At 72.5% G+C, this 21,445-nt stretch carries 17 protein-coding genes and 1 pseudogene; 5 read left to right on the top strand and 13 right to left on the bottom strand.

Annotation, left to right across the window (positions count from 1 at the left end; translation table 11 throughout):
• Positions 1 to 3 precede the first annotated feature (3 nt).
• Complete coding sequence (locus tag ACZ4XJ_RS12925; protein WP_468496184.1) at positions 4 to 867, bottom strand: GNAT family N-acetyltransferase; 864 nt, start codon at positions 865 to 867, stop codon at positions 4 to 6.
• Between the two features lie 127 nt (positions 868 to 994).
• Here ACZ4XJ_RS12925 and ACZ4XJ_RS12920 point away from each other — a divergent pair, with 127 nt between their 5' ends.
• Positions 995 to 1,729 carry an SIR2 family NAD-dependent protein deacylase gene (locus ACZ4XJ_RS12920; protein ID WP_362879038.1) on the top strand — a complete coding sequence of 245 codons (735 nt, stop codon included), beginning with the start codon at positions 995 to 997 and terminating at the stop codon, positions 1,727 to 1,729.
• Between the two features lie 53 nt (positions 1,730 to 1,782).
• Here the strand turns inward: ACZ4XJ_RS12920 and ACZ4XJ_RS12915 are convergent, their stop codons facing one another.
• The 7 genes from ACZ4XJ_RS12915 to ACZ4XJ_RS12885 all read right to left on the bottom strand — a co-directional run bounded on the left by ACZ4XJ_RS12915 (position 1,783) and on the right by ACZ4XJ_RS12885 (position 9,183).
• Positions 1,783 to 2,265 (bottom strand): VOC family protein, encoded by a 483-nt coding sequence (locus ACZ4XJ_RS12915; protein ID WP_362879036.1) that lies wholly within the window; start codon positions 2,263 to 2,265, stop codon positions 1,783 to 1,785.
• A gap of 144 nt (positions 2,266 to 2,409) precedes the next feature.
• Complete coding sequence (locus ACZ4XJ_RS12910) at positions 2,410 to 5,985, bottom strand: bifunctional glycosyltransferase/CDP-glycerol:glycerophosphate glycerophosphotransferase (RefSeq protein ID WP_468496183.1); 3,576 nt, start codon at positions 5,983 to 5,985, stop codon at positions 2,410 to 2,412.
• 185 nt (positions 5,986 to 6,170) lie between these two features.
• Positions 6,171 to 6,545, bottom strand: coding sequence for a hypothetical protein (locus ACZ4XJ_RS12905; RefSeq protein WP_362879033.1), 375 nt, complete (start codon positions 6,543 to 6,545; stop codon positions 6,171 to 6,173).
• A 95-nt stretch (positions 6,546 to 6,640) separates the two neighbouring features.
• Complete coding sequence (locus tag ACZ4XJ_RS12900) at positions 6,641 to 7,081, bottom strand: roadblock/LC7 domain-containing protein (protein ID WP_362879032.1); 441 nt, start codon at positions 7,079 to 7,081, stop codon at positions 6,641 to 6,643.
• Positions 7,082 to 7,152: 71 nt separating this feature from the next.
• Positions 7,153 to 7,917 (bottom strand): transcriptional regulator, encoded by a 765-nt coding sequence (locus tag ACZ4XJ_RS12895; RefSeq protein ID WP_362879030.1) that lies wholly within the window; start codon positions 7,915 to 7,917, stop codon positions 7,153 to 7,155.
• Positions 7,914 to 8,324 (bottom strand): hypothetical protein, encoded by a 411-nt coding sequence (locus tag ACZ4XJ_RS12890; RefSeq protein WP_362879029.1) that lies wholly within the window; start codon positions 8,322 to 8,324, stop codon positions 7,914 to 7,916. Before ACZ4XJ_RS12890 ends, ACZ4XJ_RS12895 begins: the two co-directional genes overlap by 4 nt.
• 295 nt (positions 8,325 to 8,619) lie before the next feature.
• Positions 8,620 to 9,183 (bottom strand): TetR/AcrR family transcriptional regulator, encoded by a 564-nt coding sequence (locus ACZ4XJ_RS12885; RefSeq protein ID WP_468496182.1) that lies wholly within the window; start codon positions 9,181 to 9,183, stop codon positions 8,620 to 8,622.
• 126 nt (positions 9,184 to 9,309) lie between these two features.
• Between ACZ4XJ_RS12885 and ACZ4XJ_RS12880 the strand changes: the two are divergent.
• A pseudogene (locus ACZ4XJ_RS12880) lies at positions 9,310 to 10,464 on the top strand (PucR family transcriptional regulator); the annotation flags it as partial.
• A gap of 31 nt (positions 10,465 to 10,495) precedes the next feature.
• Here ACZ4XJ_RS12880 and ACZ4XJ_RS12875 read toward each other — a convergent pair.
• Positions 10,496 to 12,517, bottom strand: a complete 2,022-nt coding sequence (locus ACZ4XJ_RS12875; protein ID WP_468496181.1) for an APC family permease — start codon at positions 12,515 to 12,517, stop codon at positions 10,496 to 10,498.
• Between the two features lie 152 nt (positions 12,518 to 12,669).
• Between ACZ4XJ_RS12875 and ACZ4XJ_RS12870 the strand changes: the two genes are divergently transcribed.
• Positions 12,670 to 13,083, top strand: a complete 414-nt coding sequence (locus ACZ4XJ_RS12870; protein ID WP_468496180.1) for an SHOCT domain-containing protein — start codon at positions 12,670 to 12,672, stop codon at positions 13,081 to 13,083.
• An 83-nt stretch (positions 13,084 to 13,166) separates the two neighbouring features.
• Here the strand turns inward: ACZ4XJ_RS12870 and ACZ4XJ_RS12865 are convergent, their stop codons facing one another.
• Together ACZ4XJ_RS12865 and ACZ4XJ_RS12860 are read right to left on the bottom strand one after the other, a co-directional pair.
• Positions 13,167 to 13,622: a (2Fe-2S)-binding protein gene (locus ACZ4XJ_RS12865; protein WP_362879022.1), complete on the bottom strand. Its 456-nt coding sequence runs from the start codon at positions 13,620 to 13,622 to the stop codon at positions 13,167 to 13,169.
• Between the two features lie 15 nt (positions 13,623 to 13,637).
• Positions 13,638 to 15,893, bottom strand: a complete 2,256-nt coding sequence (locus ACZ4XJ_RS12860) for a xanthine dehydrogenase family protein molybdopterin-binding subunit (protein ID WP_468496179.1) — start codon at positions 15,891 to 15,893, stop codon at positions 13,638 to 13,640.
• A 451-nt stretch (positions 15,894 to 16,344) separates the two neighbouring features.
• On the opposite strand from ACZ4XJ_RS12860, the gene ACZ4XJ_RS12855 reads away from it, so the two are divergent.
• Complete coding sequence (locus tag ACZ4XJ_RS12855) at positions 16,345 to 17,769, top strand: PP2C family protein-serine/threonine phosphatase (protein ID WP_468496178.1); 1,425 nt, start codon at positions 16,345 to 16,347, stop codon at positions 17,767 to 17,769.
• Positions 17,770 to 17,925: 156 nt separating this feature from the next.
• Here ACZ4XJ_RS12855 and ACZ4XJ_RS12850 read toward each other — a convergent pair whose 3' ends face one another.
• Positions 17,926 to 19,425 (bottom strand): DNA-binding protein NsdB, encoded by a 1,500-nt coding sequence (locus ACZ4XJ_RS12850; RefSeq protein WP_362879017.1) that lies wholly within the window; start codon positions 19,423 to 19,425, stop codon positions 17,926 to 17,928.
• Positions 19,426 to 19,654: 229 nt separating this feature from the next.
• Here ACZ4XJ_RS12850 and ACZ4XJ_RS12845 point away from each other — a divergent pair, with 229 nt between their 5' ends.
• Positions 19,655 to 20,779, top strand: coding sequence for an aminoglycoside phosphotransferase family protein (locus ACZ4XJ_RS12845; RefSeq protein WP_468496177.1), 1,125 nt, complete (start codon positions 19,655 to 19,657; stop codon positions 20,777 to 20,779).
• A gap of 97 nt (positions 20,780 to 20,876) precedes the next feature.
• On the opposite strand, the gene ACZ4XJ_RS12840 is transcribed toward ACZ4XJ_RS12845, so the two are convergent.
• Positions 20,877 to 21,371 carry an FBP domain-containing protein gene (locus tag ACZ4XJ_RS12840; RefSeq protein ID WP_468496176.1) on the bottom strand — a complete coding sequence of 165 codons (495 nt, stop codon included), beginning with the start codon at positions 21,369 to 21,371 and terminating at the stop codon, positions 20,877 to 20,879.
• Positions 21,372 to 21,445: the final 74 nt, after the last annotated feature.

The following is a 21,445-nucleotide window of genomic DNA, read 5'->3' as shown; positions in this document are numbered from 1 at the left end:
CCCTCAGCCCAGTTCGAGGCTGGTGATCCCGTACAGGTGGGCCAGGTCCAGCTCCGGTACCGGGCCCGTGTACATGCGGGCGGTCTCGAACACCGGGGTCAGGGCCAGTCCGGCCGCCAGGGCGGTCGCCGCCGGGTTCACGTCGGGTACGTCCAGGACGACCTCCCCGTCCGGGGCGTACCCGGCCAGCCGCCGCACCAGGGCGGCGGCGACCTCCGGGGTCTGCGCGTAGAGCGGTCCGATCCGCGGGGCGCCGGAGCCGCACGGACGGATCACGCCGAGGCCCTCGATCCGCCCGTCGCGGACGGCGGCGCGGGCGGTGTGGCCGGGTAGTCCCGTCCATAGCGCGAGGAAGGCGTCGCGGGGCTCGGGGAAGAACCGGCGGTCGTAGTCGGCGAGCCGGGCGAAGGGCAGGGTCGCCGCGTCGATGATCTCGATGTCACCGCCACCGCCCGCGACCCGCTCGTCACCGCCGCCCGGCACCCCCTGGTGGCGCAGGTTGGTCCATGCCGAACGGAAGCCGGACGTCCGGTAGTTGTCCTGCTGTTCGACGACGCCGTCCAGGCCGACCAGCCGCCCGGCGAGCCGGGCCGTCGCTGCCCGCCACAGCTGGATCCCGTAGCCCTGCCCGCGCAGGTCGGGGCGGGCGATGTAGAAGCCGATGAAGCCGAAGCCGGTGCCGTAGCGGACGGCCGAGACGCAGGCGGCCGGCTCTCCGTCGAGCCGCCCCACGAGGAAGCCCTCCGGGTCCGCCGCCGCGAAGGCGAACCGGTCGTGGTCCCCCGGGTTCCAGCCCTCGGCGTCGGCCCAGGAGCGCATCAGTTCCATGTCGGCGGCGCCGGCGCCGGCGATCTCGAATCCCGTCATGCCCGGTGTTGTACCAGAGCGGCCCGACCCCGAAGCGGGAACCGGCCGGCCCCCGGCCGCACCCGGCGGGACCGGGCCGCGCCAAATGGGGTCGCGACGACGGGCGGGCGCTGCGTAGGGTCGCGGCATGGGAAAGCCGCTCGTCGCAGTGTTCAGTGGGGCCGGAATGTCCACGGATTCCGGGATTCCGGACTACCGGGGGCCGCAGGGGCTGTGGCGGCGCGACCCCGACGCCGAGAAGCTGGTGACGTACTCGTCCTACATGGCCGATCCGGAGATCCGCCGCCGGTCCTGGCTGATGCGCGCCGAGGTGTGGGCCGCCGCCCCGCGGCCCAACGCGGCGCACCTGGCCGTGGCCGAACTGGAGCGCGGCGGCACTCCGGTCCGGGTGATCACGCAGAACGTCGACGGGTTGCACCAGCTGGCCGGGATGCCCGCCCGCAAGGTGTTCGAGCTGCACGGGACGGCCCGGTCGGTGGTGTGCACCGGCTGCGCCGCCCGGTCGGAGGCGTCCGAGGTGCTGGCCCGGGTGGCCGCCGGGGAGCCCGACCCGGCCTGTCCGGCATGCGGCGGGATCCTGAAGACGGCCACCGTCATGTTCGGGCAGCGGCTCGACCCGGAGGTGCTCGGTCGGGCGGTGGCCGTGGCCAAGGGCAGCCAGGTCTTCATCGCCGTCGGCACCAGCCTCCAGGTCCAGCCCGCCGCCTCGCTGACCGGGATGGCCGCCGAGGCCGGGGCCCGGCTGATCATCGTGAACGCGGAGGAGACCCCGTACGACGCGCTGGCGGACGAGGTCGTCCGCGAGCCGATCGGCACCGCGCTGCCGGCACTGCTGGCCCGGATCGGCGCCGAGAGCGCCTGAGCCCGCCGGCCCCGGCCTGGGGCGCCGCCGGCCGCGGACGGCGGCGCGCGCCGTCAGCCGGCGTCGGCGGCCCGGCGCATCTCGGCGACGTCGAGCTTCTTCATCCCGTACATGGCCTCCATGGCCCGCGCGGCCCGCTTGGGGTCCGGGTCGGAGACCAGGTCCAGGGCCTCGGTCGGCGTGACCTGCCAGGACAGGCCGAACTTGTCCTTGAGCCAGCCGCAGGGCCCCTCCTCGCCGCCGTCCTTGGTCAGCTCCGCCCAGTAGTGGTCCGTCTCGTCCTGGTCGGCGCAGTGGATCTGGAAGGAGACGGCCTCGCTGAAGGTGAACTGCGGGCCGCCGTTGAGCCCGATGAACTTCTGTCCGTTGATCTCGAACTCGACGACCATCACCTCACCGGCCGTGCCGGGACCCGCGTCGGTGTAGCGGCCGATCCGGCCGAGCTTGCCGTCCTCGAAGACGGACAGGTAGAAGTCGGCGGCCTCCTCGGCCCTGCCGTCGAACCACAGGCACGTGGTGAAACCCTTGGTGACCATGACTGTCTCCCGTCGCGGTGGGCGGGACCTCGCGTCCCACACCAAGAGACCGGCCCCGCGCCCGAAACTCATCGGTGGGCGCGGGGCCGGTCTCTTGGTTCACTCCTGTGGGTTACTTCCCGAGGGCGGGTCGTCCCCTGACGGCTACTTCCCGAGCATGCGGTCGACGACCTGCTCGGCCGCCCGCCCCTTGTCCAGGTCGCAGAACTCCTCGCGGAAGGCCTTCCGCGCCGGGGCGTACTCGGCGCCCACCGCGTCGGCGTTCCGAACGGCCGCGATCAGGCTCGCGGAATCCCGGAGCAGCGGACCCGGCGCCTTCTTCTCCAGGTCGAAGGTGAAGCCGCGCAGGGTGTCGCGGTAGTGCTCCAGGTCGTAGGCGAACAGCAGGATCGGGCGGTCCGTGAGCGCGAAGTCGCAGATCGCGGAGGAGTAGTCCGAGATCAGCACGTCGGCGACGAGCAGCAGGTCCGTGGTGTCCGGCCAGTTGGCCACATCGACGACGAAGCCGTCACGGACGCCGTCGCGGACCTGTTCCGTCACCCGGTAGTGGCCCCGGACGAGCAGGACGTGGTCCTCGCCGAGCTCGCGCCGGGCCTCGTCGAGGTCGATCCGCAGGTCGAGCTTGTAGCCACCGCTCCAAGCCTCCTGGTTCTCGCGCCAGGTGGGGAGGTAGAGGACGACCTTCTTGCCCTCGGGCAGGCCCAGTCGGCTCCGGACGGCGGCCGCCCGCTCCGCGTCGGGCCGCACGAGGGCGTCGGTACGGGGGCTGCCGACCTCGATGATCTCGCCGTCGTAGCCGAGGGCGCGCTTGAGGACGGTGGTGCCGTAGGAGCTCGGGGAGGCGAGCAGCGTCCACTGGTCGCTGTCGTGCCGCAGGCCGTCCAGCACGTCCGGGCTGGTGTAGTAGTCGTGGACGAAGTCGTAGCCGATCTTCTTCAGCGGGGTTCCGTGCCAGGTCTGGACGACGGTCTGGCCGGGACGACGCCGGAAGTGCTTCGGGACGCTGTCGTTGACGACGTAGTAGCGGGCGCGGGCCAGGACGTCCCAGGCCTCCAGGCTCTCGTGCTGGACGGCGCGCGCCGTCGACGGGACCTCGACGCGACCGTCACGGACCAGCCAGACGTGCTCCAACTTCTCGCCGCGGCGCACCAGTTCCTCGTGGATGGCGCGGGGCGCGTCGCCGGCGCCGTGGCCCTGGAAGACGTCGTAGACGACCATGTCCTTGACCGGCAGGTTCCGCTGCGCCGGGTAGGTCACGTCGCGGGCGATGCGCTGCGCGTAGCGGGAGCGGTCGTGCGGGCTGAGCAGCTGGTCCACGACGAGCGCCATGCGGTCGTGGAAGCGCGCCTCGACGCGCATCCGGCGGCCCTCGACGGTGATCGGGTGCGGTCCGGAGCCCAGCGCGGGCGCTACCAGCTGGACGGGGGCGCCGCGCTCGACGCCGAGGAGCCCGGCGGTGGCGCCGCCCTCGCTCACCGGACGCAACGTCGGCCACCAGCGGCCGTGCGGGATGGTGGTGCGGCCCGCGTACGGGACGGGCAGGACGGGTTCGAAGGAGGCTTCGAAGCGGTCGCCGTCGCGGGTGACGGGGTAGCTGAACTCCACGCCGTTGTGGTTGTGCAGGACCAGCTCGTACGGCTCGTCGGCGGCGGACGCGGGCAGCCGGTAGGTGCCGCCCAGCGTCAGGATGCCGTCCTTGGCGGTGACGGAGTCGACGAGCGGCGGCGAGACCTGGACGGAGAGGATGAGGTGTCCGCTCACCGCGCGCTTGGCGAACACGGCGCGTCCGGCGGTGTCCCCGGGCAGCGTGGCGACCAGGGCGGTGAAGCCGCCGCGCTCGTCGTGCGCCAGGGGGTGGCTGGTTCCGTCGGCGCGGACCACGGTCAGGGTCCAGGGCTCCGGGGTCCATTCGCCGGGCAGCCGGTCGGGGGCCGGTACGGCGCTCAGCCGGTCCAGCGGGATGGCCGCGGTGAACGGGATCCGGCCGCCGGGACGGGCCGTGCCGCCCTCGGGGCTGGTCAGCGGGACGGTGAGGACGGTGCCGCTGATGGCGTGCTCGGCGTGCAGCGTGGCACCGGCGCCGACCTCGGCGGCCAGTTCGCCGGCCACTTCCAGGGTCGCGTCGTCGAGGAGGCGTACGTCCAGGGCGCGGGCCCGGACCACCTCGACCTGGACGGTCAGCGAGCGGGAGATGATCGGCAGGATGCGCACGTCGGGGGTGACCCAGTGCGCGGGCGGGGTGTGACCGCTGTCGTGGTCGCCACCCTTGAGGCGCGCCCGGTGGAGGCCTCCGGCGCCGGTGACGGCGATGGAGGTGGACCATATGCCGTCACGCCAGGTGCCGCCCGACTGGAAGACCGTGGGGTCGACGACGGCGGTGAAGCCGGCCCAGTCGGCGTGGCGCAGGGCCAGGTGCGGGGCGTTGACGGAGGCCATCGGGGAGGCGACCGTGCGGGTGCTGACGACGTTGCGGCGGCGCTTGCCGCTCTCGCGGAAGACCAGCACCTTGCGGGTGCCCAGGCGGCTCTCGGCGCCCAGGTGGCCGGGCAGCGCGTAGCCGCGCAGCAGGAGCTTGCCGTCGGCCCAGGAGGCGTGCTCCAGCCGGCTGACGACGCGGCGCTCGCGCGGGCCGAGCGTGAGCAGCTTCGGCGGGACGGGTGCCTTGAGGAAGGGGTAGTCGGCCTGCGGGCGGGCCAGTCCCTTGACGGGCACGCTGTGGCCGTAGTCCCGCTGGTGGTGGAGGAGACCGATGAACTCCTCGACGCGACCCTCGCGGGCCAGGTACGCCTTGAGCCGGTCGGCGACGGTGAGGTCGCGCCAGGGGCCGGTGCCGATTTCCCGGACGAGGCCGCCGACCTCCTTGACGAAGGCCGCGCGGAAGTCGGGGCCGCCCTCGTCGACGTACTTGTAGATGAGGGGGAGTTCCTCGGCCAGTACGTTGTGGTCGTAGTCGCGCAGGTAACGGGCGTACTTCTCGCCGGACTTGCCGAGGAGCGCCTCGCGGACCAGACGGACGGAGGTCACGCGGTCGATGACGGACACCGGGTCGGTGGAGCGCTGGGTGATGGAGCGCTCGCCGGTCTCGCGGACCCGCCAGTGGTAGACCACGTCGCTCAGGACGTCGACGCTGGTGGCGAAGTAGTGGGCGGGGATGCTGACGGGAGCGTCCTCGTAGAGGATGCCCTCCGGGTACTGGAAGCCGTGCTCGTCCCAGAAGGTGCGCCGGTAGACCTTGTTCCACGCGGTGCGGTCGGTGACCAGCGCCGGGAACTTGGAGATGTGGGTCTTCAACCTGTTCTTCGAGAACGCGGCGCGGTGGCCCCAGGACTGCTGCTTGCCGACGGAGCGGAAACGCTCGACGTTGCCCGCAGCGAAGTCCGACCCGGTCTCGTCGAGGGTGTCGATCATCCGCTGGTAGGCGTCCGGGGGCATGGTGTCGTCACTGTCGACGAAGGCCAGGTACTCGGTGCCGTCCGACGCGTGCCGGGCTCCCACGTTGCGGGCGGCGCCCAGCCCCGCGTTCTTCTGGAGGACCAATCGGAAGCGCGCGTCGCGAGCCGCGAAGGCCTCGGCGATCGCCGCACTGGAGTCCGTGGATCCGTCGTCGACGAGGACGACCTCGAAGTCGTCGAACGTCTGAGCGGCGATGGATTCGAGGCACTCGTCGAGATAGAGCTCGACGTTGTAGACGGGGACGACGATGCTCAGGCGCGGGGGCATGGGTGGCGGGTTCTCCAGCGTTTTTTGCTCTGTTGATGAGTTGTTGATCAGCCGATTACAGCATCTTACTCTGTAACGGGATGATAAATTCAGCCCATTCCGGACATAACCCGGTCTCCGCCGGGGCGGACGGCAAAGAATTCAACCGCCCGCCTCCGCAACGTCGCGGCCCTCCCGGGCCGCCGTCACACTTCCAGTTCGAGTTCGATCTTCTTGAGTTGGTGCCGGGCCATGGCGAGGTTGGCCCGCAGGCGGTCCAGGGCGAGGTAGAGGAAGAAGCCCTCCGAGTTCCGTCCCTTCATCAGTCGGATGAGGTGGTACTGGCCGCCGAGCGTGATCAGGATGTCCTCGATCTCGTCCTTCAGGCCGAGCATCTCCATGGTGCGCACCTTGGCCCGCACCACGTCCGTGTTGCCGGCGGCCGCGACGGCGAGGTCGAGGTCCTTGCCGCCGCCGACGGTGCCGAGGGCCATGCCGCTGCCGTAGTCGACGAGGGCCGCGCCGAGCGCGCCGTCGATGGTGGTGAGGGCTTCCTTGAGTGCGGTCTCCACGTTGGCCATGACTGTTCCTCTTTCTTCTGTGACGTCGGCCGGTGCCGGTCGCTCGTGTGCTTTTGCTTACTGCTGGGGGGAAGGCGGGGGCCGGACTGCGCCGGTCACGGCCCGGGGGCGCCGGAGGACGGCGCCGCGGGGCCCCGGCGGCCGAGGCTGTGTTCTATGAGTGCGGTGATGTGCAGGCTGGACCGGCGGGCCTCCAGATGGAGGCGGCCGACGTTGACGCGGGTCTCGGCGATCAGGGTGAGGACGGCGGCCTCGCCGGCGGCGTACGTGGCCACGTACCCGTGCTCACCGCGGACGAGGAGTTCCCGGAACGCGCCCTGACCGGTGCTGTCGCTGAGCCGCTGGGCGACACCGAGCGCGGCCGCGGTCAGGGCGGCGACGGATTCGGTCTCGGTGGCGGCGCTGTCCTGGGCCAGGACCAGACCGTCGGAGCTGGCGGCGAGGGCTCCGGTGAGTTGGGGGAGGCGCGCCCGCAGGCGACGGAGTTCGGCGAGTATCTCGGCCTCGGCCTCGGCCGTCACCATCGACGGGATCATGTCGCCCTTCCTCCCTTCGGGCTGCCTTCGGTCGGGGCGGTCGGTGCGCAGGACCGGCCGCAGCGGGAGCCTCACAGGCTTGCCTCCAGTGCGTCGCGTAGCCGGCGGAGCAGTGCCACGTCCGGGGATTGGGCCTGGGTCATCCAGTCGGGCAGGGTCGGGGCCGGTTCCGGGACCGGCGCCGCGTGGGGGGTCTCGACGAGCCCCGCGGCGGCGAGTCTTCGTACGTCGAGCAGGGTGTGGAAGGCGGGCCGGCCCAGTACCCAGGCCAGGTCCGCAGGGGTCCGTATGCCGTCCGCCCGCTGGAGGAGGAGGCGCTGGCGGGCGGTGACCGTCTGTCCGGGGGCCGCGGCCCGGGGCACGACCGGTGCGGTGTCCAGCAGCGGGTAGGGCCAGACGGCGTCGAGCAGTTCCCGGCGGCGGCGGGTCTCGCGCTCGACGGCGGCGGCCGCCACCGAGCGGACCGAGCCGATCCAGTGGGTGGCGCCCCGGCGGAACCGGGAGGGGCCGCTGCCCGGGGAGAGCGCGAAGAACGCGGCGTCGAAGATGGCGGCGAGGTGGCATATCTCCAGTTCGCCGCCCGCCATGCCCCCGCTGTCCACCAGGAAGCGGGCGACCTGGCGGCGGGCGCCGGCCGCCGTGATGGCCTCGTTCCAGCGTTCGGGCGCGAGGCCGCCGCCCGTGGTGAGGAGTACGTCCAGCCCGGGGGTGGAGGGACTCTCGGCGTGCACGATCCTGCCGTCCTCCAGGAAGAGGGTCCCCCGGTCGCGCAGGAGGGCGCCGGTGGCACGTTCGGCCGCGAGCCGGGTGAGCAGGGGGGATACCGCGGTGGTCATCTGAGCACCAGTCCTTCGGCCAGTGCGCGGAGCCTGAGCCGTGCCAGGGCGAGATTGCCGTCGGCCCTGTCGAGCCACAGGTGGAGGAATACGCTGCTGTCGAAGCTGGTCTCGACGAAGCGCAGGACGTGATATCCGGTACGGGTGGTGACGATGAGGTCTTCCACGGGCGGGCCGGAGCCCGGTCCGCCGCTGTCTCCCGGCATACCGTCGGCGGGGGCGAACGACTCGTACTCGGCCGCCGCCCGGGCCAGTTCGGCGGTCTCGGCGGCGGTGGTCTCGTGATCGCCGACCGGCGAGTCCCCGGCGGTGCCGAGGGCCAGTCCGCTGCTCCAGTCGACCAGCGCGGCCCCACGCGCACCAGGCAGGGCCATGGCTTCGAGCAGGCATTCGTCGATCCCGGGCACGCGGGCTCCCCTCCCGGCCGGACGTGCTGAGTGCACGGTCGTGCGGCGCGACAGGAGGGAACTTACTCAAGTTCCACAGTGCGAAAGGGCGTTCTGGCATTTTCCGCTGGAACATGCGCGGTCCCGGGTGACAGCTTGGCTGGAACCTGTTCGTTTCTGATCAAGCGTGTATGCAGTGGTCGCTGGATTCGATCGTGAAGGGCAACTCGCCGCGACCGGTCCGCTACCGGGTGCGCGTCACGCCCGCCGGGGACGGCGCGCCGGCGACCAGGTGACGGAGGCCCGGGGCCGTCGGTCAGTCGGCCGGGCGCTCCGGGAGCAGCCGGTCCACCATCAGCCCGAGGAGCCGGTCCGTCCCGGCCTCGTCCAGCATCGCCGGAGCGGTCAGGTCGTCCACGATCAGGCCCAGCATCGCCAGGTAGAGCAGGACCACGCCCTCACGGTCCCCGGGCAGACCGGCGTCCAGGTGCCAGGTGACGTTCGCCGCCAGCTCCAGTTTCTGGAAGCCGACGAGCTCCGCCTGGAGTTCGGGGCGGCGGGTGCCCTCCAGCCGCAGTTCCAGCATCGCGACGTGCACGCTGCGCTCGCGCCGCATCCGCTCCAGCAGCAGCCGCATGAGCATCTTGGTGTCGAGCGGTCCGGCCAGGTCGGCCGGGTCTGGGACCAGCCGCTCGCGGGTGCGGTGCAGGATCTGTACGAGCAACTGACCGCGGTTGGCGAAGTAGTTGGAGGCGGTGCCGGTCGGGACACCGGCCTCCGCGTCCACCGCGCGCAGCGTCAGACCGCGCGAGCCGTCGCGGGCCAGCACTTCGATCGCGGCGTCGAGCAGCGCGGCGCGGCGTTGCGGGTTCTGGCGCATGGGGTCCCCGGAGTGTGGGCGGCGGTCTTCCGTGAGCACTGCACCTGCAGTGCTCAGCACACGCTAGCCGACCTGCCGGCTCCGGCCCCTCCCCAGCGCCCCCTCCCCCGTGTCACGCTGCGGTTCATGGAGCGGATCATCGAGGAGATACGTGAGGACCTGGACCGCCGGATCGCCGTCGCGGCCGACCGGCTCGCCGACCGGACCGTGACCGAGGACCCCGCCTACGCCGCCCTGCTCGGCCGCGGCGAACTGCGCGAGCGCATCCACCACACCCTCCGTCAGGCCGTCGACGGTCTGGTCCGCGGCGCGCGGGGGTTGCCACCGGACCTCTCCGACGCCCGGACCACCGGCGCCCTGCGCGCCGAGCAAGGAATTCCGCTCGCCTCGTTGCACCGGGTCTACCGCGGCTGCGGCCGGGTGTTGTGGCAGAGCCTGACCGAGGCGGTGGCCGCGCACGACCGGGCCGCGCTGCCCCGGCTGCTGCCCGGGGCGCCGGCCCTGTGGGAGGTGGTCGACCGGATGACGGACGCCGCTTCGGAGGGGTACCACCGGGCCGAGGGGGCGCGGGGCGAGCGCGAACGGGAGCGCCGCGCGGCCCTGCTGGACGCACTGCTCGACGGTACGGGGACGGCGGCGGAGGCCGCCGCCCACCTCGGGCTGCCGGCGCGGGGCCGGTTCGCCGTGATCGTGCTCGGCGAGGGCGCGGCCGAGCCGGGCGGACCGGGCAGACCCGGCAGACCCGGCGGGCCCGGCGGCCCCGACGGGCCCGGCGGGCTGCCCGCCGCCCCGCGCGTCCTGTGGCGGCTGCGCGCCGACGGGGAGACGGGCCTGGCGGAGCTGGGTCACCATCCGCTGGAGTCGCTGCGCGAACTCCTCGGCCCGCTCGCGGTGCGCGCCGGGGTGAGCCCGGTGGTGACCGACCTCCACGAGGTGGCCGGGGCCCGCCGGCTGGCCGGGCTCGCCCTGCGCACGGCGCCCCGCTCCGGCGGGCCGGGTACCGCCCTGCTCGACGAGCGGCTGCCGGGGGCGCTGGTCGCTGCCGACGCGGAACTCGCGGCCCGGCTGCGCCGGGTGGTGCTGGGGCCGGTGCTGGCCCTGCCCCCGGAGGACTGCCGGATCCTGCTGACCACCCTGGGCACCTGGCTGTCCTGCCAGGGCTCGACGACGTACGCCGCGCAGCGGCTCTACTGCCACCGCAACACGGTCTCCAACCGGCTGCGCCGCCTGGAGCAGCTCACCGGACGCGCCCTGTCGGATCCGGCGCACGTGGTGGAGCTGGCCCTGGCGCACGCCGCGGTGACCCAGCGGCCTACCGCCCCGGTCCCGCCGGCTCCCGGGGTGAGCCCGGATCCCGGGGTGAGCCCGGATCCCGGGGATCCCGCGGGGACCGCGGCGGCCGCGGTCCCTCCGGCCCGACATGCCGGGCCGACTCCAGCAGGTACGGCACGTCGATCACCGCGACCCCCGGGGTGAACAGCAGCCGCGCCTTGAGCCGCAGCGCGTTCTGGTTGTGCAGGGGTTGCTCCCACCAGTGCCCGACCACGTACTCCGGGATGACCACCGACAGCATGTCCGTCCCCTCGGCCGCCGCCTCCGCCTCCAGGTACACCAGCACCGGCCCGACGACGTCGCGGTACGGGGAGTGCAGCACCTTCAGCGGCATGCCCGGGTCGTGTTCCGCCCAGGCCCGGCGCAGCCGCTCGGCGTCCTCCTCGTCGGCGGCGACGGAGAGTGCGGTCAGGGTGTCGGGCCGCAGGCCCTGCGCGTAGCCGAGGGCCTTGAGGGTGGGGGCGTGGACGTTCGCGACGAGGACGACCACGTGGTGGCGGGCCATCCGGCGGGGTGTGACGCCGGGGGCGACGGCGACCTGTCGGGCGACCTGGTCGTAGTGGCGGCGCACCCCCTTCATGCCCAGGAACAGCGCGGGCATGGCGATGACGACGAGCCAGGCGCCGTGGGTGAACTTGGTGAGCAGGACGATGACCAGGACCACGGCGGTCATCACCGCGCCGACCGCGTTGATGGCGAGCCTGCGGTGGATGTGGATCCGCTCCTCCTTCGGGGTCGCCGGCGAGGCGAGTTCCCTGCGCCAGTGCCGGACCATGCCGGACTGGGAGAGGGTGAAGGAGACGAAGACGCCGATGATGTACAGCTGGATGAGGCGGGTCAGCTCGGCGTCGAAGGCGACGATGAGGGCGATGGCGGCGAGGGCGAGCAGTACGACGCCGTTGGAGTAGACGAGGCGGTCGCCGCGGTTGAAGAGCTGGCGGGGTGCGTAGCGGTCCCGGGCGAGGATCGAGGCGAGCATCGGGAAGCCGTTGAAGGCCGTGTTCGCGGCGAGGATCAGCACGCCCGCGGTGGCGGCCTGGAGCAGGTAGAAGAGGAAGTGCCAGCTGCCGAAGGTGGCCCGGCCGATCTGGGCGAGGGCGGTGGACATCGGGGTGCCGGGGGGCAGGCCCAGTTCCGTGGGGTCGGCCGCGACGTGCACCTTGTAGGACATCGCGAGGACGGTGATGCCGACGAACATCGTCACAGAGAGCACGCCCATCACGGCGAGGGTGTTCGCCGCGTTCTTCGCCTTGGGCTTCTGGAAGGCGGGTACGCCGTTGCTGATCGCCTCGACCCCGGTGAGGGCGGTGCAGCCGGAGGCGAAGGCGCGCATCGCGAGGAAGACCAGGGCGAGGCCGGTGTAGGTGCCGGTGGCAGTGATCGGCAGGTCGGCCGACTCGGCCCGGATGGTGTCCCCGGTCGCGACGCGGACGGCGGCGAAGGCGAACATGACGTAGATGACGAGGACGAAGCCGTAGGTGGGGATGGCGAAGACGCGCCCCGACTCCCGTACGCCGCGCAGGTTCATCAGGGTCAGCAGGACCACGAAGGCCACGGACAGGCCGACTTCGTGGTCGTTGAGGGCGGGCACCGCCGAGGTGATGGCGGCGACCCCGGAGACGACGGAGACGGCGACGGTCATCACGTAGTCGACGAGGAGGGCGCTGGCGGCGGTCAGCGCCGCGGTCGGCCCCAGGTTCTCGGAACTGACGACGTACGCGCCGCCGCCGCCCGGGTAGGCGTGGCATGTCTGCCGGTAGGAGGCGATGACGACCACGAGGAGGAAGACGATGGCGGCGGCCGCGTACCACGTGAGGTGGAGGAGCGCGACTCCGCCGAGGGCGAGGATCAGCAGGATCTCCTCGGTGGCGTAGGCCACGGAGGAGAGCGGGTCACTGCAGAAGATCGGCAGGGCGAGCCGTTTCGGCAGGAGGGTCTCGCCCAGGCGTGCGGTGTCGAGGGGCTCACCGACCAGCACGCGTTTCGCATTGATACGCCTCATTCCGGCATGATCAGCCATTTTGACCCGTTTTTCGGGGAAGCTGCCCGATCGTCCGTTCCGGTGGCGATCTTGAAGGGCCGCTGCGATGGTGATCACGTCGACCGCCGCGGGCAACGGACGCGAGCGGTCGCCCGAACGGAAGGAGGACGGCCGTGGACGGATCCGTCTATCTCGCCTACGACTACCCGGTGCTGGGCGCGTTCTGGACCGTGATGTGGATCTTCCTCTGGGTGATGTGGATCGTCCTGCTCTTCCGCATCGTCGTGGACCTCTTCCGCGACCACGAGATGAGCGGCTGGGTGAAGGCGGCCTGGCTGCTGTTCCTGATCATCATCCCGTTCCTCGGCGTCCTGGTGTACGTGATCGCCCGGGGCCGGAACATGGGCAGGCGCGAGATCAAGCACGCGCAGGAACAGCAGGAGGCCTTCAACGCCTACATCCGGGACGCGGCCGGCACCACCGGCAAGAACACCACGGACGAACTGGCGAGGCTGTCCGAACTCAAGGCCAAGGGTGACCTGAGCGAGGCCGAGTTCCAACAGGCCAAACAGAGGCTACTGGCCTGACGCCGGCCCCACGGAGCCGTCGTGAGGGGGCCGGCCCCGACGGGCCGGCCCCGCGGTCGTTCCTCACATCCTGGCGGCGGCCCTCACATCCTCGCGGCGGCGCTGCGGATGGCCTCACGGATGCGGAAGTACGTACCGCAGCGGCAGATGTTGGCGATGGCGTCGATGTCCTCGTCCGTCGGCTCCGCCGTCCGCCGCAGCAGGGCGACGGCCGCCATGATCTGGCCGGGCTGACAGAACCCGCACTGGGCGACGTCCTGTTCGAGCCAGGCCTCCTGCACGGGGTGCAGTACGTCCCCCTCGGCCAACCCCTCGATGGTGGTCACCGTCCGGCCCGCGCAGGCGGAGACCGGCACCACGCAGGGGCGCACGTCCACCCCGTCGAGGTGGCTCGTGCAGGCCTTGCAGACGTCCACCCCGCAGCCGTACTTGGGCCCTTGGACGCCGAGCAGGTCGCGGAGCACCCACAGCAGGGGCAGGTTGTCGGGCGCGTCGACGGTGACGTTGCGCCCGTTGACGATGAAGGTGTGCGAGGGCACGGCGTACTCCAGCGGTCAGCGCGGGTAGGGGGTGAAGTCGACGTCGAAGTCGAGCGGGAAGCTGCGCGGCTTCGAACCGGTGGCGCGGGCCCAGGCGTTGGCGATGGCACCGACCGCGGCCGGCACCCCGAGCTCACCGGCGCCGCCCGGCTCCGCGCCGGTCGCCCGGAACACGAAGACCCGGACGTCCCGCGGGGTGTCGCGCTGCCGCGCCCAGTGGAACTGGCTGTAACTGCCTTCCAACGGCAGCCCCTTGTCCAGGTGCAGCCCGGCCCGCAGGGTGGTGGAGATGGCGTCGGTGAGACCGCCGATCATCTGGGCCTCCAGCCCGCGCGGGTTGACGGGCAGGCCGACGTCGACGGCGATGACCGCCTTGGTGACGCGGACCCGCTCCCGGTCCCGGGCGTCGATCTCCACCAGGCACGCCGTACGGGACTTGTACTCCTCGTGGAAGGCGATGCCCTGCGCGCAGCCGGCCGGCAGGGCGCGGCCCCACTCCCCCTCGGCGGCCACCTTGTCGAGGACGGCACGCTGGGCGTCGGTCTTCAGGAAGGTCCGGCGGAAGCGGTACGGGTCCTTGCCGGTGGCCGCCGCGAGTTCGTCGACGACGATCTCCTCGGCGCCCCTGGTGTTGGCCGAGTAGACGGAGCGCCAGGAGGCGGTGGGGATGCCGGTCGGCACCTCGGTGAGGGCCTGGGTGGTGAGCCCGAAGTGGTAGGGGCTCTTGACCGTGGTGTGGAACAGGGTCTGGGCGAGGGTGGCGTTGCCGAGGCCCGTCGGCAGGCTCGCCGCCGTCGCGGTGATGATCTCGCCGAGGCCGTGCCGGAAGTCGGTCTCGGCGGCGGCGACCCGGTGCTCGAAGCTCAGCACCTCGCCCAGCAGGTGGGTGGCCCGGATCCGGTGGTGGGTGGCGGGCCGCATCCGGCCGTGCCGGGTGTCGTCCACCCTGGTCCACATCAGCTTCACCGGTCGGCGGCAGGCCTTGGAGATCCGGGCGGCCTCCAGCGCCGCGTCGAAGAACAGCCGGCGGCCGAAGGACCCGCCCGCCTGGACCACGTGCACCGTCACCTTGTCCAGCGGCAGCCCGAGGTCCGCGGCGATGGACTGGCGCGCGACGATGGGCGACTTGAGTCCCGACCAGATCTCCGCCCGGTCGTCCCGCACGTCGGCGATCGCGGAGTTGGTCTCCATCGGGGCGTGGCTGACGAAGGCGAAGTCGAACGTGGCGTCCACGTACGGGGTGAGCAGGGGCGGCACCAGCAGCGGTGGGACGGCGGCGCGCAGCTTCGTCCGGATCTGCGGGTCCGAGAGGTGGTCGGCCGGTCCGGGTCCCCAGGTGACCTGGAGGACGGACTTGGCGTCGATGGCCTGGCCGAAGGTCTCGGCGATGACGGCGACACCGGTGGGGACGGTCACCACGTCCAGCACCCCCGGCATGGCCAGGACGGCCGCGCGGTTGCCGACGGCGCGCACGCCGCCACCGAGGGTGGGCGGGCGGCGCACCACGCAGGGCTTGGCGCCGGGCACGTCGAGGTCGAGAGTGTAGCGCTGGGCCCCGGTGACCATGGCGCGGGCGTCGACGCGGCTGGTCGGGGTACCGACCAGGGTGTGTTCAGCGGCGGGTTTCGGGGCGGCCCCGAGGACGATCAGCGCGGGTGAGGCGGCCGCGACGGTGAGGCTGCCGTAGCTCGCGGTGCGGCCGTCGGGCGCGCGGACGGCTCCGTGCGCGGTGCTCAGTCGGGAGGCGGGCAGGCCCCAGCCGGCGGCGGCCGCCGCGACGAGGCGGGCCCGGGCGGTGGCCGCGGCCTGCCGCACCGGCCCGTAGAGGGAGCGGACGGAGTTGGAGGAGCCGGTCAGCTGGTTGAAGAGCAGCTCGGGGCGCGCGTCGTCGAGTTCGACGCGGACGCGGGCGAGCGGGGTGTCGAGTTCCTCCGCGACGAGCATGGCGACGGCGGTGGTGAGCCCTTGCCCGACCTCCTCGCGCGGCAGGCGGAAACGGACGGTGCCGTCCGGGTCCACGGCCAGGGCGAGGAGGGCCGACGTGGGAGCGCCGGCCAGGATGAACAGGTCTCCGAGGTCCACCAGGTCGGCGAGGGCGGGCAGGCTCGGGATCACGGCGTGGGCGGATTGCGGCGCGAGGACGTCGGCGCCCGCCCGGGTGACCAGGGCCAGCGTGGGCGCGGCGACGAGGTGGGTGAGGAAGGAGCGTCGGGTCCGACCGGCGGAGTCCGGCGCGCGGGCGCCCTCGTCCGCACGGTTCTGCGCTGTCATGTCGTGCTGTCCCCCGCCCTGCCCCGGGTCCGCCGGTGCGGACCGCCCCCGGCTCGTTACCGACGCGTAGCGTAGCGATCACCGAGGGGGGTGGGAAGCGCCGCGACCGGCGAGCCCCGTCATCCCCGGGCAGGGGGGTCCTTCGTTCGGGGGGTGACCCGGAGGTGCGTCCGACACTTCGGGCGGGGCGCGCCCGTCCGCATGCGGCTCGCACAACTCGACCGCACGATCGAACCCTCCCGTCCCGAAGGCCGCTTTCCGGCCGGTCCGCCGACGCCCCGACCGGTTTCGTTCGCACACGGCACGGGGTCCCGGATCGCCGCTGGCATATGCCCGTCGCAAGACCGCTACGGATGTTGCCAAACGCCTTACAGCCCAACTCGCCCTGTGCAACAGTCGTAACCGGTCCTTCTTTCAGACCTGGCCGCGCCGCGCCTGTATCGGAGTTCTCATGCCGTCCCACCTGTACGCGGACCTTCCCGCGCAGCCGCCCGAGCCGGGATCGGTGGACGCGCTGATCTCGCAGACGCGCCGACTGCGGGGCGAAGTGGACGCGGTGCGTCGTGACACCGTCGTGGACGACGACGACGCCCAGGGGCGGTGGCAGCGCGCGCTGTGCGACCTCGCGGTACACCACCTCGACGACCTCCGTCAGCACCTCGGCCAGCTCAAGGAGGGCCTCCCGCCGGCGCCCGAGCCCGTAGCAGCGCCGCAGGCGGCCCCCGAGACCACCGCCGAGGACCGTCCGACGCGCGTCGGCAGCGCCGAATGGAACCTGCTGACCGACGAGGTGACCTGGTCCGAGGAGCTCTTCCAGATCTTCGGCCGGTCCCCCGAGGCGGGCGCGCTCACCCTCGACGAACTGGGCTCCACCCTGTTCTCCGAGGACCAACCGACGTTGACCGCGATGGTCACCGACTGTCTGGTGGACGGCAAACCGATAGACGGCGAATTCCGCATCGTCCGGGCCGACGGCCGGGTACGGACGCTGCACATGAGGGGCGAGCCGGTACTCGACTCCGACGGCTGCACCGCCTCCATGTGGGCCGTGCTGCGGGACGTGAGTGAACTGCGCCGGAGCCAGCGGGCGGTACGCGAGTCGCACGACTCGCTCCAACGCCGGCGGGAGATCGCGCAGACCGAGCACCGGTTGGCGGTCGAGCTGCAGGAAGCCGTGCTCCCCCCGTGGCGCGGCTCCCTGCGGTTCCCGCACGACAACGCGGGCACGCTGGACGTCGCCGCCCACTACCTGCCCTCCGCGACCAGCGCGCTGATCGGCGGCGACTGGTACGACGCCCTGGAACTCCCCGACGGACGCTCCCTCCTGACGGTCGGTGACCTGACGGGCCACGGGGTCAGCGCGACCTCCGGCATGGCGATGATGCTCGGCGCCCTGCGCGGCATGGCCATGGCCGGCATCGAGCCGGGACCCCTGATGGGCTGGCTCAACCAACTGCTGGAGACCTCCGTCCAACCCGCGCTCGGCTCGGCCGTCTGCTGCCGCTACGACCCGGTCCGGCGCGTCCTGTCCTGGGCGCAGGCCGGCCACCCCGCCCCCCTGTTGTTCCGCCGGGGCCAGGGCCGCCCGTTGCTCCCGCCGGAGGGCGTCCTGCTGGGCGCGACATCCGGCGCGGTCTACGGGCAGGCCGAGGAACGTCTGGAAGCGGGCGACGTACTCGTCCTGCACACCGACGGACTGACCCCGCGCAGCATCGGGTTCAGCCGGGCCGACGGGACCGAGCGGCTGCTGGCCCTCGCGCCCCGGTTCTCCGCCGCCCGGTCCGCGCGCGACTGCGTGCGGATGGTGACGGAGGAGTTCGGCGAGAACGAGCGCGAGGACGACGCCTGCATCCTGGTCGCCCGGATCGGCGACTGACCGACACGGTCGGTCCGGATCGGCGACCGGCCGACTGCGCCGGTCGTGTGATCGGGCGTGTGAGGAGCCCGCCGCGCCACGGGTACGTGGGGCATCAGGGGCCGCGCCGAACGGCGCGGCCCTTCTCGTCCCCGGGGTCCGACACCGGCGTCCCCCTCAGACTCCGGTGCCGCGCGGGGCGCGCGGCGCCGGGCTGTCGGGGAGGGCCAGCTCGATCTCCTCGCGCAGGTCCTCGATCCGCGCGTACCCGGCGTACTGGCCGGTGAGCCGGTACATCTCGCGCAGCCGGTCCCAGGTCCGGTGCGAGGAGGTCTCGTTCATCGAGACCAGGGCGAGGCGGGCGTAGCGGTCGGCCTGCTCCGGATCGTCGGCGATGAAGCAGGCCGACGCCAGGGAGATGTAGTCGAAGGTCTGCGAGCGCTGGTAGCCGTCTCCGCGCAACCGCAACGCCGCCTTGGCGTGGCGCGCGGCGACCGGAGCCGCCGTGGCGTCGTGGTCGGCCAGCGTCCGGTAGGCCAGGGCCTGCATGCCGTGCAGGTCCGCCTCGTCGAAGTGCTGCATCCAGGAGGGCGGCGGAACGTCGCCCTTGTCGGAGACGAAGAGGTCCTCGGCCTCGCCCAACGTGCGGCGCATGGCCTGGCCCTTGCCCATGGCGGCCTGCGCCCAGGCCTCGATGGTGTGCAGCATGGCCCGGGTGCGCGGCAGGGTCTGCTCGCCGGAGCCGGACTTCGCCAACTTCATCAGGTCCAGGGCCTCGTGGGGCTTGCCCAGGTGCACCATCTGACGGGCGGCCCGGGACAGGGCCTCGCCGGCGCGCGGCCGGTCGCCGCCCTCGCGCGCCGCGTGCGCGGCGATGACGAAGTACTTCTGGGCGGTGGGCTCCAGGCCGACGTCGTGCGACATCCAACCCGCGAGCACCGCCAGGTTCGCCGCCACCCCCCACAGCCTGCGCTGGAGGTGGTCCGGGTGGTGGTAGGCGAGCATGCCGCCCACCTCGTTGAGCTGCCCCACCACGGCCTTGCGCTGGAGTCCGCCGCCCCTGGAGGCGTCCCAGGCCCGGAAGACCTCGACCGACCGTTCCAGGGCCTCGATCTCCTGGGAGCCGATCGGCGCGGCCTCGTAGCGGTCGTAGCCCGCCGGATCGGCGTGGTGGGCCTCACCGCCGAAGCTCCGCGCTTCCTTCGCGGCGGCGGGGTCGGTGTGCAGCCAGTCGTACATGGCGTTGCTGAGGGCTGAGCCGGCGGTGAGCGCGGCTCCCGCGCCCATCAGACCGCGACGGTTGAGCATGAGGTCCATTCCCGTGAATTCGGTGAGGACCGCGGCTGTGCGTTCGGGCGCCCAGGGCACTCCGTCGGGGTTCTCCTTCGCCCCGTCCGGCTGCCGTTTCGTGGCGCGCCGTTGCCGTACGAACCCGAGGTCCTCGATGGTCACGACACGACCGAGCCGCTCGGTGAACAGGGCTGCCAGTACCGTGGGAACCGGTTCGCGCGGGGTCTCCCCCATGTCGATCCAGCGCCGCACCCGCGAGGTGTCGGTCGCCAACTGGTGGTGGCCCATGGAGGCCGCCTGCCTGTTGACCATCCTCGCGAGTTCGCCCTTCGACCAGCCGGCCAGGCCGAACAGGTCGTTCAGACGGGTGTTTGGTCCCTTGCTCACGTCAAGCCCCCAGGTTCTCGGCTGAGTTGACAGTAGCCCCCCGTCAGATGCCCAGCGACTATTCGCCAGGCTTCGCCAGGGCACGCCCGATGGTTCGCCATGGGCCACCCGGTGTCAGGTAGGAATGCGCCTCCCCGACCCGGTCACCGGCGGAACTCCCCAGGGTGAAGCCGGGATCGGCGGGGTGGCGTACGCAACTCGTCGGCGCACGAAGGGAACCGTAAACGCCATGTACGCAGCCACGTCCTCCGTGTCCGCCCCGGTCCGGCCGCACCGCACGCTCCAGGCGGGCGGCGGCCCCTACCTCGATCCCGCTCGTCCCACGGCCCCGGCGCAGGGCGCCCTGCGGGCCCGGCGGATGCCGGGGGCCGGGTCACAGCCGCTCAGCGGACGGATCGACCTGTCGGGGCCGCAGGGCGCGCAGTTGCGCACCGCGCTCGCGTCGGTGCAGCGGATCTGTCCGGAGTTCACTCCCGTCCAGGTGCTGCGGCGCAGCGGACGGTCGGTCCTGCTGGTCGGGACGACCGGACGGATGACCGCGGTGGCGAAGGTATTACTGGATCACTCGCCCGAGTGGCGCGAGCGGTACCGGCACGAAATAGCGACGTACCGGACGTTCGTCCGGCACCGCCCGCCGGTCCGGGTGCCCCGGCTGATCGCCGCGGATCCCGAGAACTGCGTCCTGGTGGTCGAGCGGATGGCGGGCCGGGTGGCGGCGCTCCAGCGGCACCCCGTGGAGGCCCCGCCGCGGGCCGATGTACGGGCCGCGTTGGGCGCGGTGTGCCGGGTGAACCAGTGGCGGCCGCCGACGGAGCTGTTCGGGCAGCCGGTGGACTACGCGCGGCGCATCGCGCGGGACCACCAGTTGGGTCTGCTGACCGACCGGGACTTCGGGGACCTGCAGAAGCTGCTGCACGGGCTCCGGCCGGCGAGCACCCCCTGGCAGTTCAACCACGGTGACGCCCTGCTCTCGAACCTGTTGCTGTCCCCGGCCGGGCCGGTGCTGCTCGACTGGGAGCACGCGGGCTGGTACCTGCCGGGCTACGACCTGGCCACCCTGTGGACCGTACTGGGCGACGCCCCCGCGGCGCGCAGCCAGATCAGTCGGCTGGCCCAGTCGGCCGGCCCGGCGTCCCGGGACGCCTTCCTGGTCAACCTGATGCTGGTGCTGACCCGGGAGATCCGGATGTCGGAGACGGCGGTGCAGCGCTCGATGGTGGCGACGGCCCCGAGCCGGCCGCTGCCGGTGGGGGCCCTGTCCTCGGGCGAGGAGCAGCGCCTGTTGCTGCGCCGACTGCACGACGACGCCGGCATGGCCCGCAGGGCCGTCCGCGCGGCGGTCGGCACGCGCTGACCCGGCGCCCCGGATCCAGCCGCGATCCCGTGTCCCGCACCCCGTGTGCGGGCACGGGATCGCGTGCGTGCGCGCGGGCCCGGTCGGCGACCTCGCCTCAGTCGGTGACCTTGGCGAGGAACGCGGCGAGGTTCGCCTCGGTCCGGGCGATCTTCTCCTCCCGCGTGAGCGACTCCTGGAGCCGGCCGCCGACGCCCGCGTCCTTGCGGCCCCGCAGGTAGAGCGAGCAGGCGAGGTCGTCGCACATGTAGACGCCCACCGAGTTGCCCTGCTGGCCGGCCTTGCCCGCCTTGGGCGCCACGAGCAGGGACACGCCGCCGGTGTGGGTGGTCAGGCAGAGCGTGCACATGCTGCGCCGCGCCTGCCCCGCGCCGCCGCCCGTCGAGGCGCGCAGCTGGACACCGACGGGCCGGTCGTCGAGCAGCGTGACGAGGTAGGCGCGGTCGGGGGCCTGGGGGTCGCGCCATCCCAGGAAGTCGAGGTCCTCCCAAGGCCGCTCGGCCAGGTCACGGGGGATCGACAGGCGCTTCGCCTCACCCTTGGTGCAGTTCACGAAGGCGGTGCGGATCTCTTGCTCGGTCAGCGGCTTCATGACCGACACGCTAAGTTGCCTAAACGAATTAGGCAAACACATAATGTCGATAGGCGCTGTCGGCGAGCGGTGGC

It is taken from the genome of Streptomyces sp. NPDC029836 (genome assembly GCF_055574495.1).
Note: the sequence above shows the minus strand (reverse complement) of the source record. Positions and strands in the feature narration are given on the sequence as shown.

Coding starts and splice junctions, on each gene's coding strand:
- ACZ4XJ_RS12925 (WP_468496184.1), bottom strand. CDS start 867: ATGACGGGATTCGAGATCGCCGGCGCCGGCGCCGCCGACATGGAACTG.
- ACZ4XJ_RS12920 (WP_362879038.1), top strand. CDS start 995: ATGGGAAAGCCGCTCGTCGCAGTGTTCAGTGGGGCCGGAATGTCCACG.
- ACZ4XJ_RS12915 (WP_362879036.1), bottom strand. CDS start 2,265: ATGGTCACCAAGGGTTTCACCACGTGCCTGTGGTTCGACGGCAGGGCC.
- ACZ4XJ_RS12910 (WP_468496183.1), bottom strand. CDS start 5,985: ATGCCCCCGCGCCTGAGCATCGTCGTCCCCGTCTACAACGTCGAGCTC.
- ACZ4XJ_RS12905 (WP_362879033.1), bottom strand. CDS start 6,545: ATGGCCAACGTGGAGACCGCACTCAAGGAAGCCCTCACCACCATCGAC.
- ACZ4XJ_RS12900 (WP_362879032.1), bottom strand. CDS start 7,081: ATGATCCCGTCGATGGTGACGGCCGAGGCCGAGGCCGAGATACTCGCC.
- ACZ4XJ_RS12895 (WP_362879030.1), bottom strand. CDS start 7,917: ATGACCACCGCGGTATCCCCCCTGCTCACCCGGCTCGCGGCCGAACGT.
- ACZ4XJ_RS12885 (WP_468496182.1), bottom strand. CDS start 9,183: ATGCGCCAGAACCCGCAACGCCGCGCCGCGCTGCTCGACGCCGCGATC.
- ACZ4XJ_RS12875 (WP_468496181.1), bottom strand. CDS start 12,517: ATGAGGCGTATCAATGCGAAACGCGTGCTGGTCGGTGAGCCCCTCGAC.
- ACZ4XJ_RS12860 (WP_468496179.1), bottom strand. CDS start 15,893: ATGACAGCGCAGAACCGTGCGGACGAGGGCGCCCGCGCGCCGGACTCC.
- ACZ4XJ_RS12855 (WP_468496178.1), top strand. CDS start 16,345: ATGCCGTCCCACCTGTACGCGGACCTTCCCGCGCAGCCGCCCGAGCCG.
- ACZ4XJ_RS12845 (WP_468496177.1), top strand. CDS start 19,655: ATGTACGCAGCCACGTCCTCCGTGTCCGCCCCGGTCCGGCCGCACCGC.
- ACZ4XJ_RS12840 (WP_468496176.1), bottom strand. CDS start 21,371: ATGAAGCCGCTGACCGAGCAAGAGATCCGCACCGCCTTCGTGAACTGC.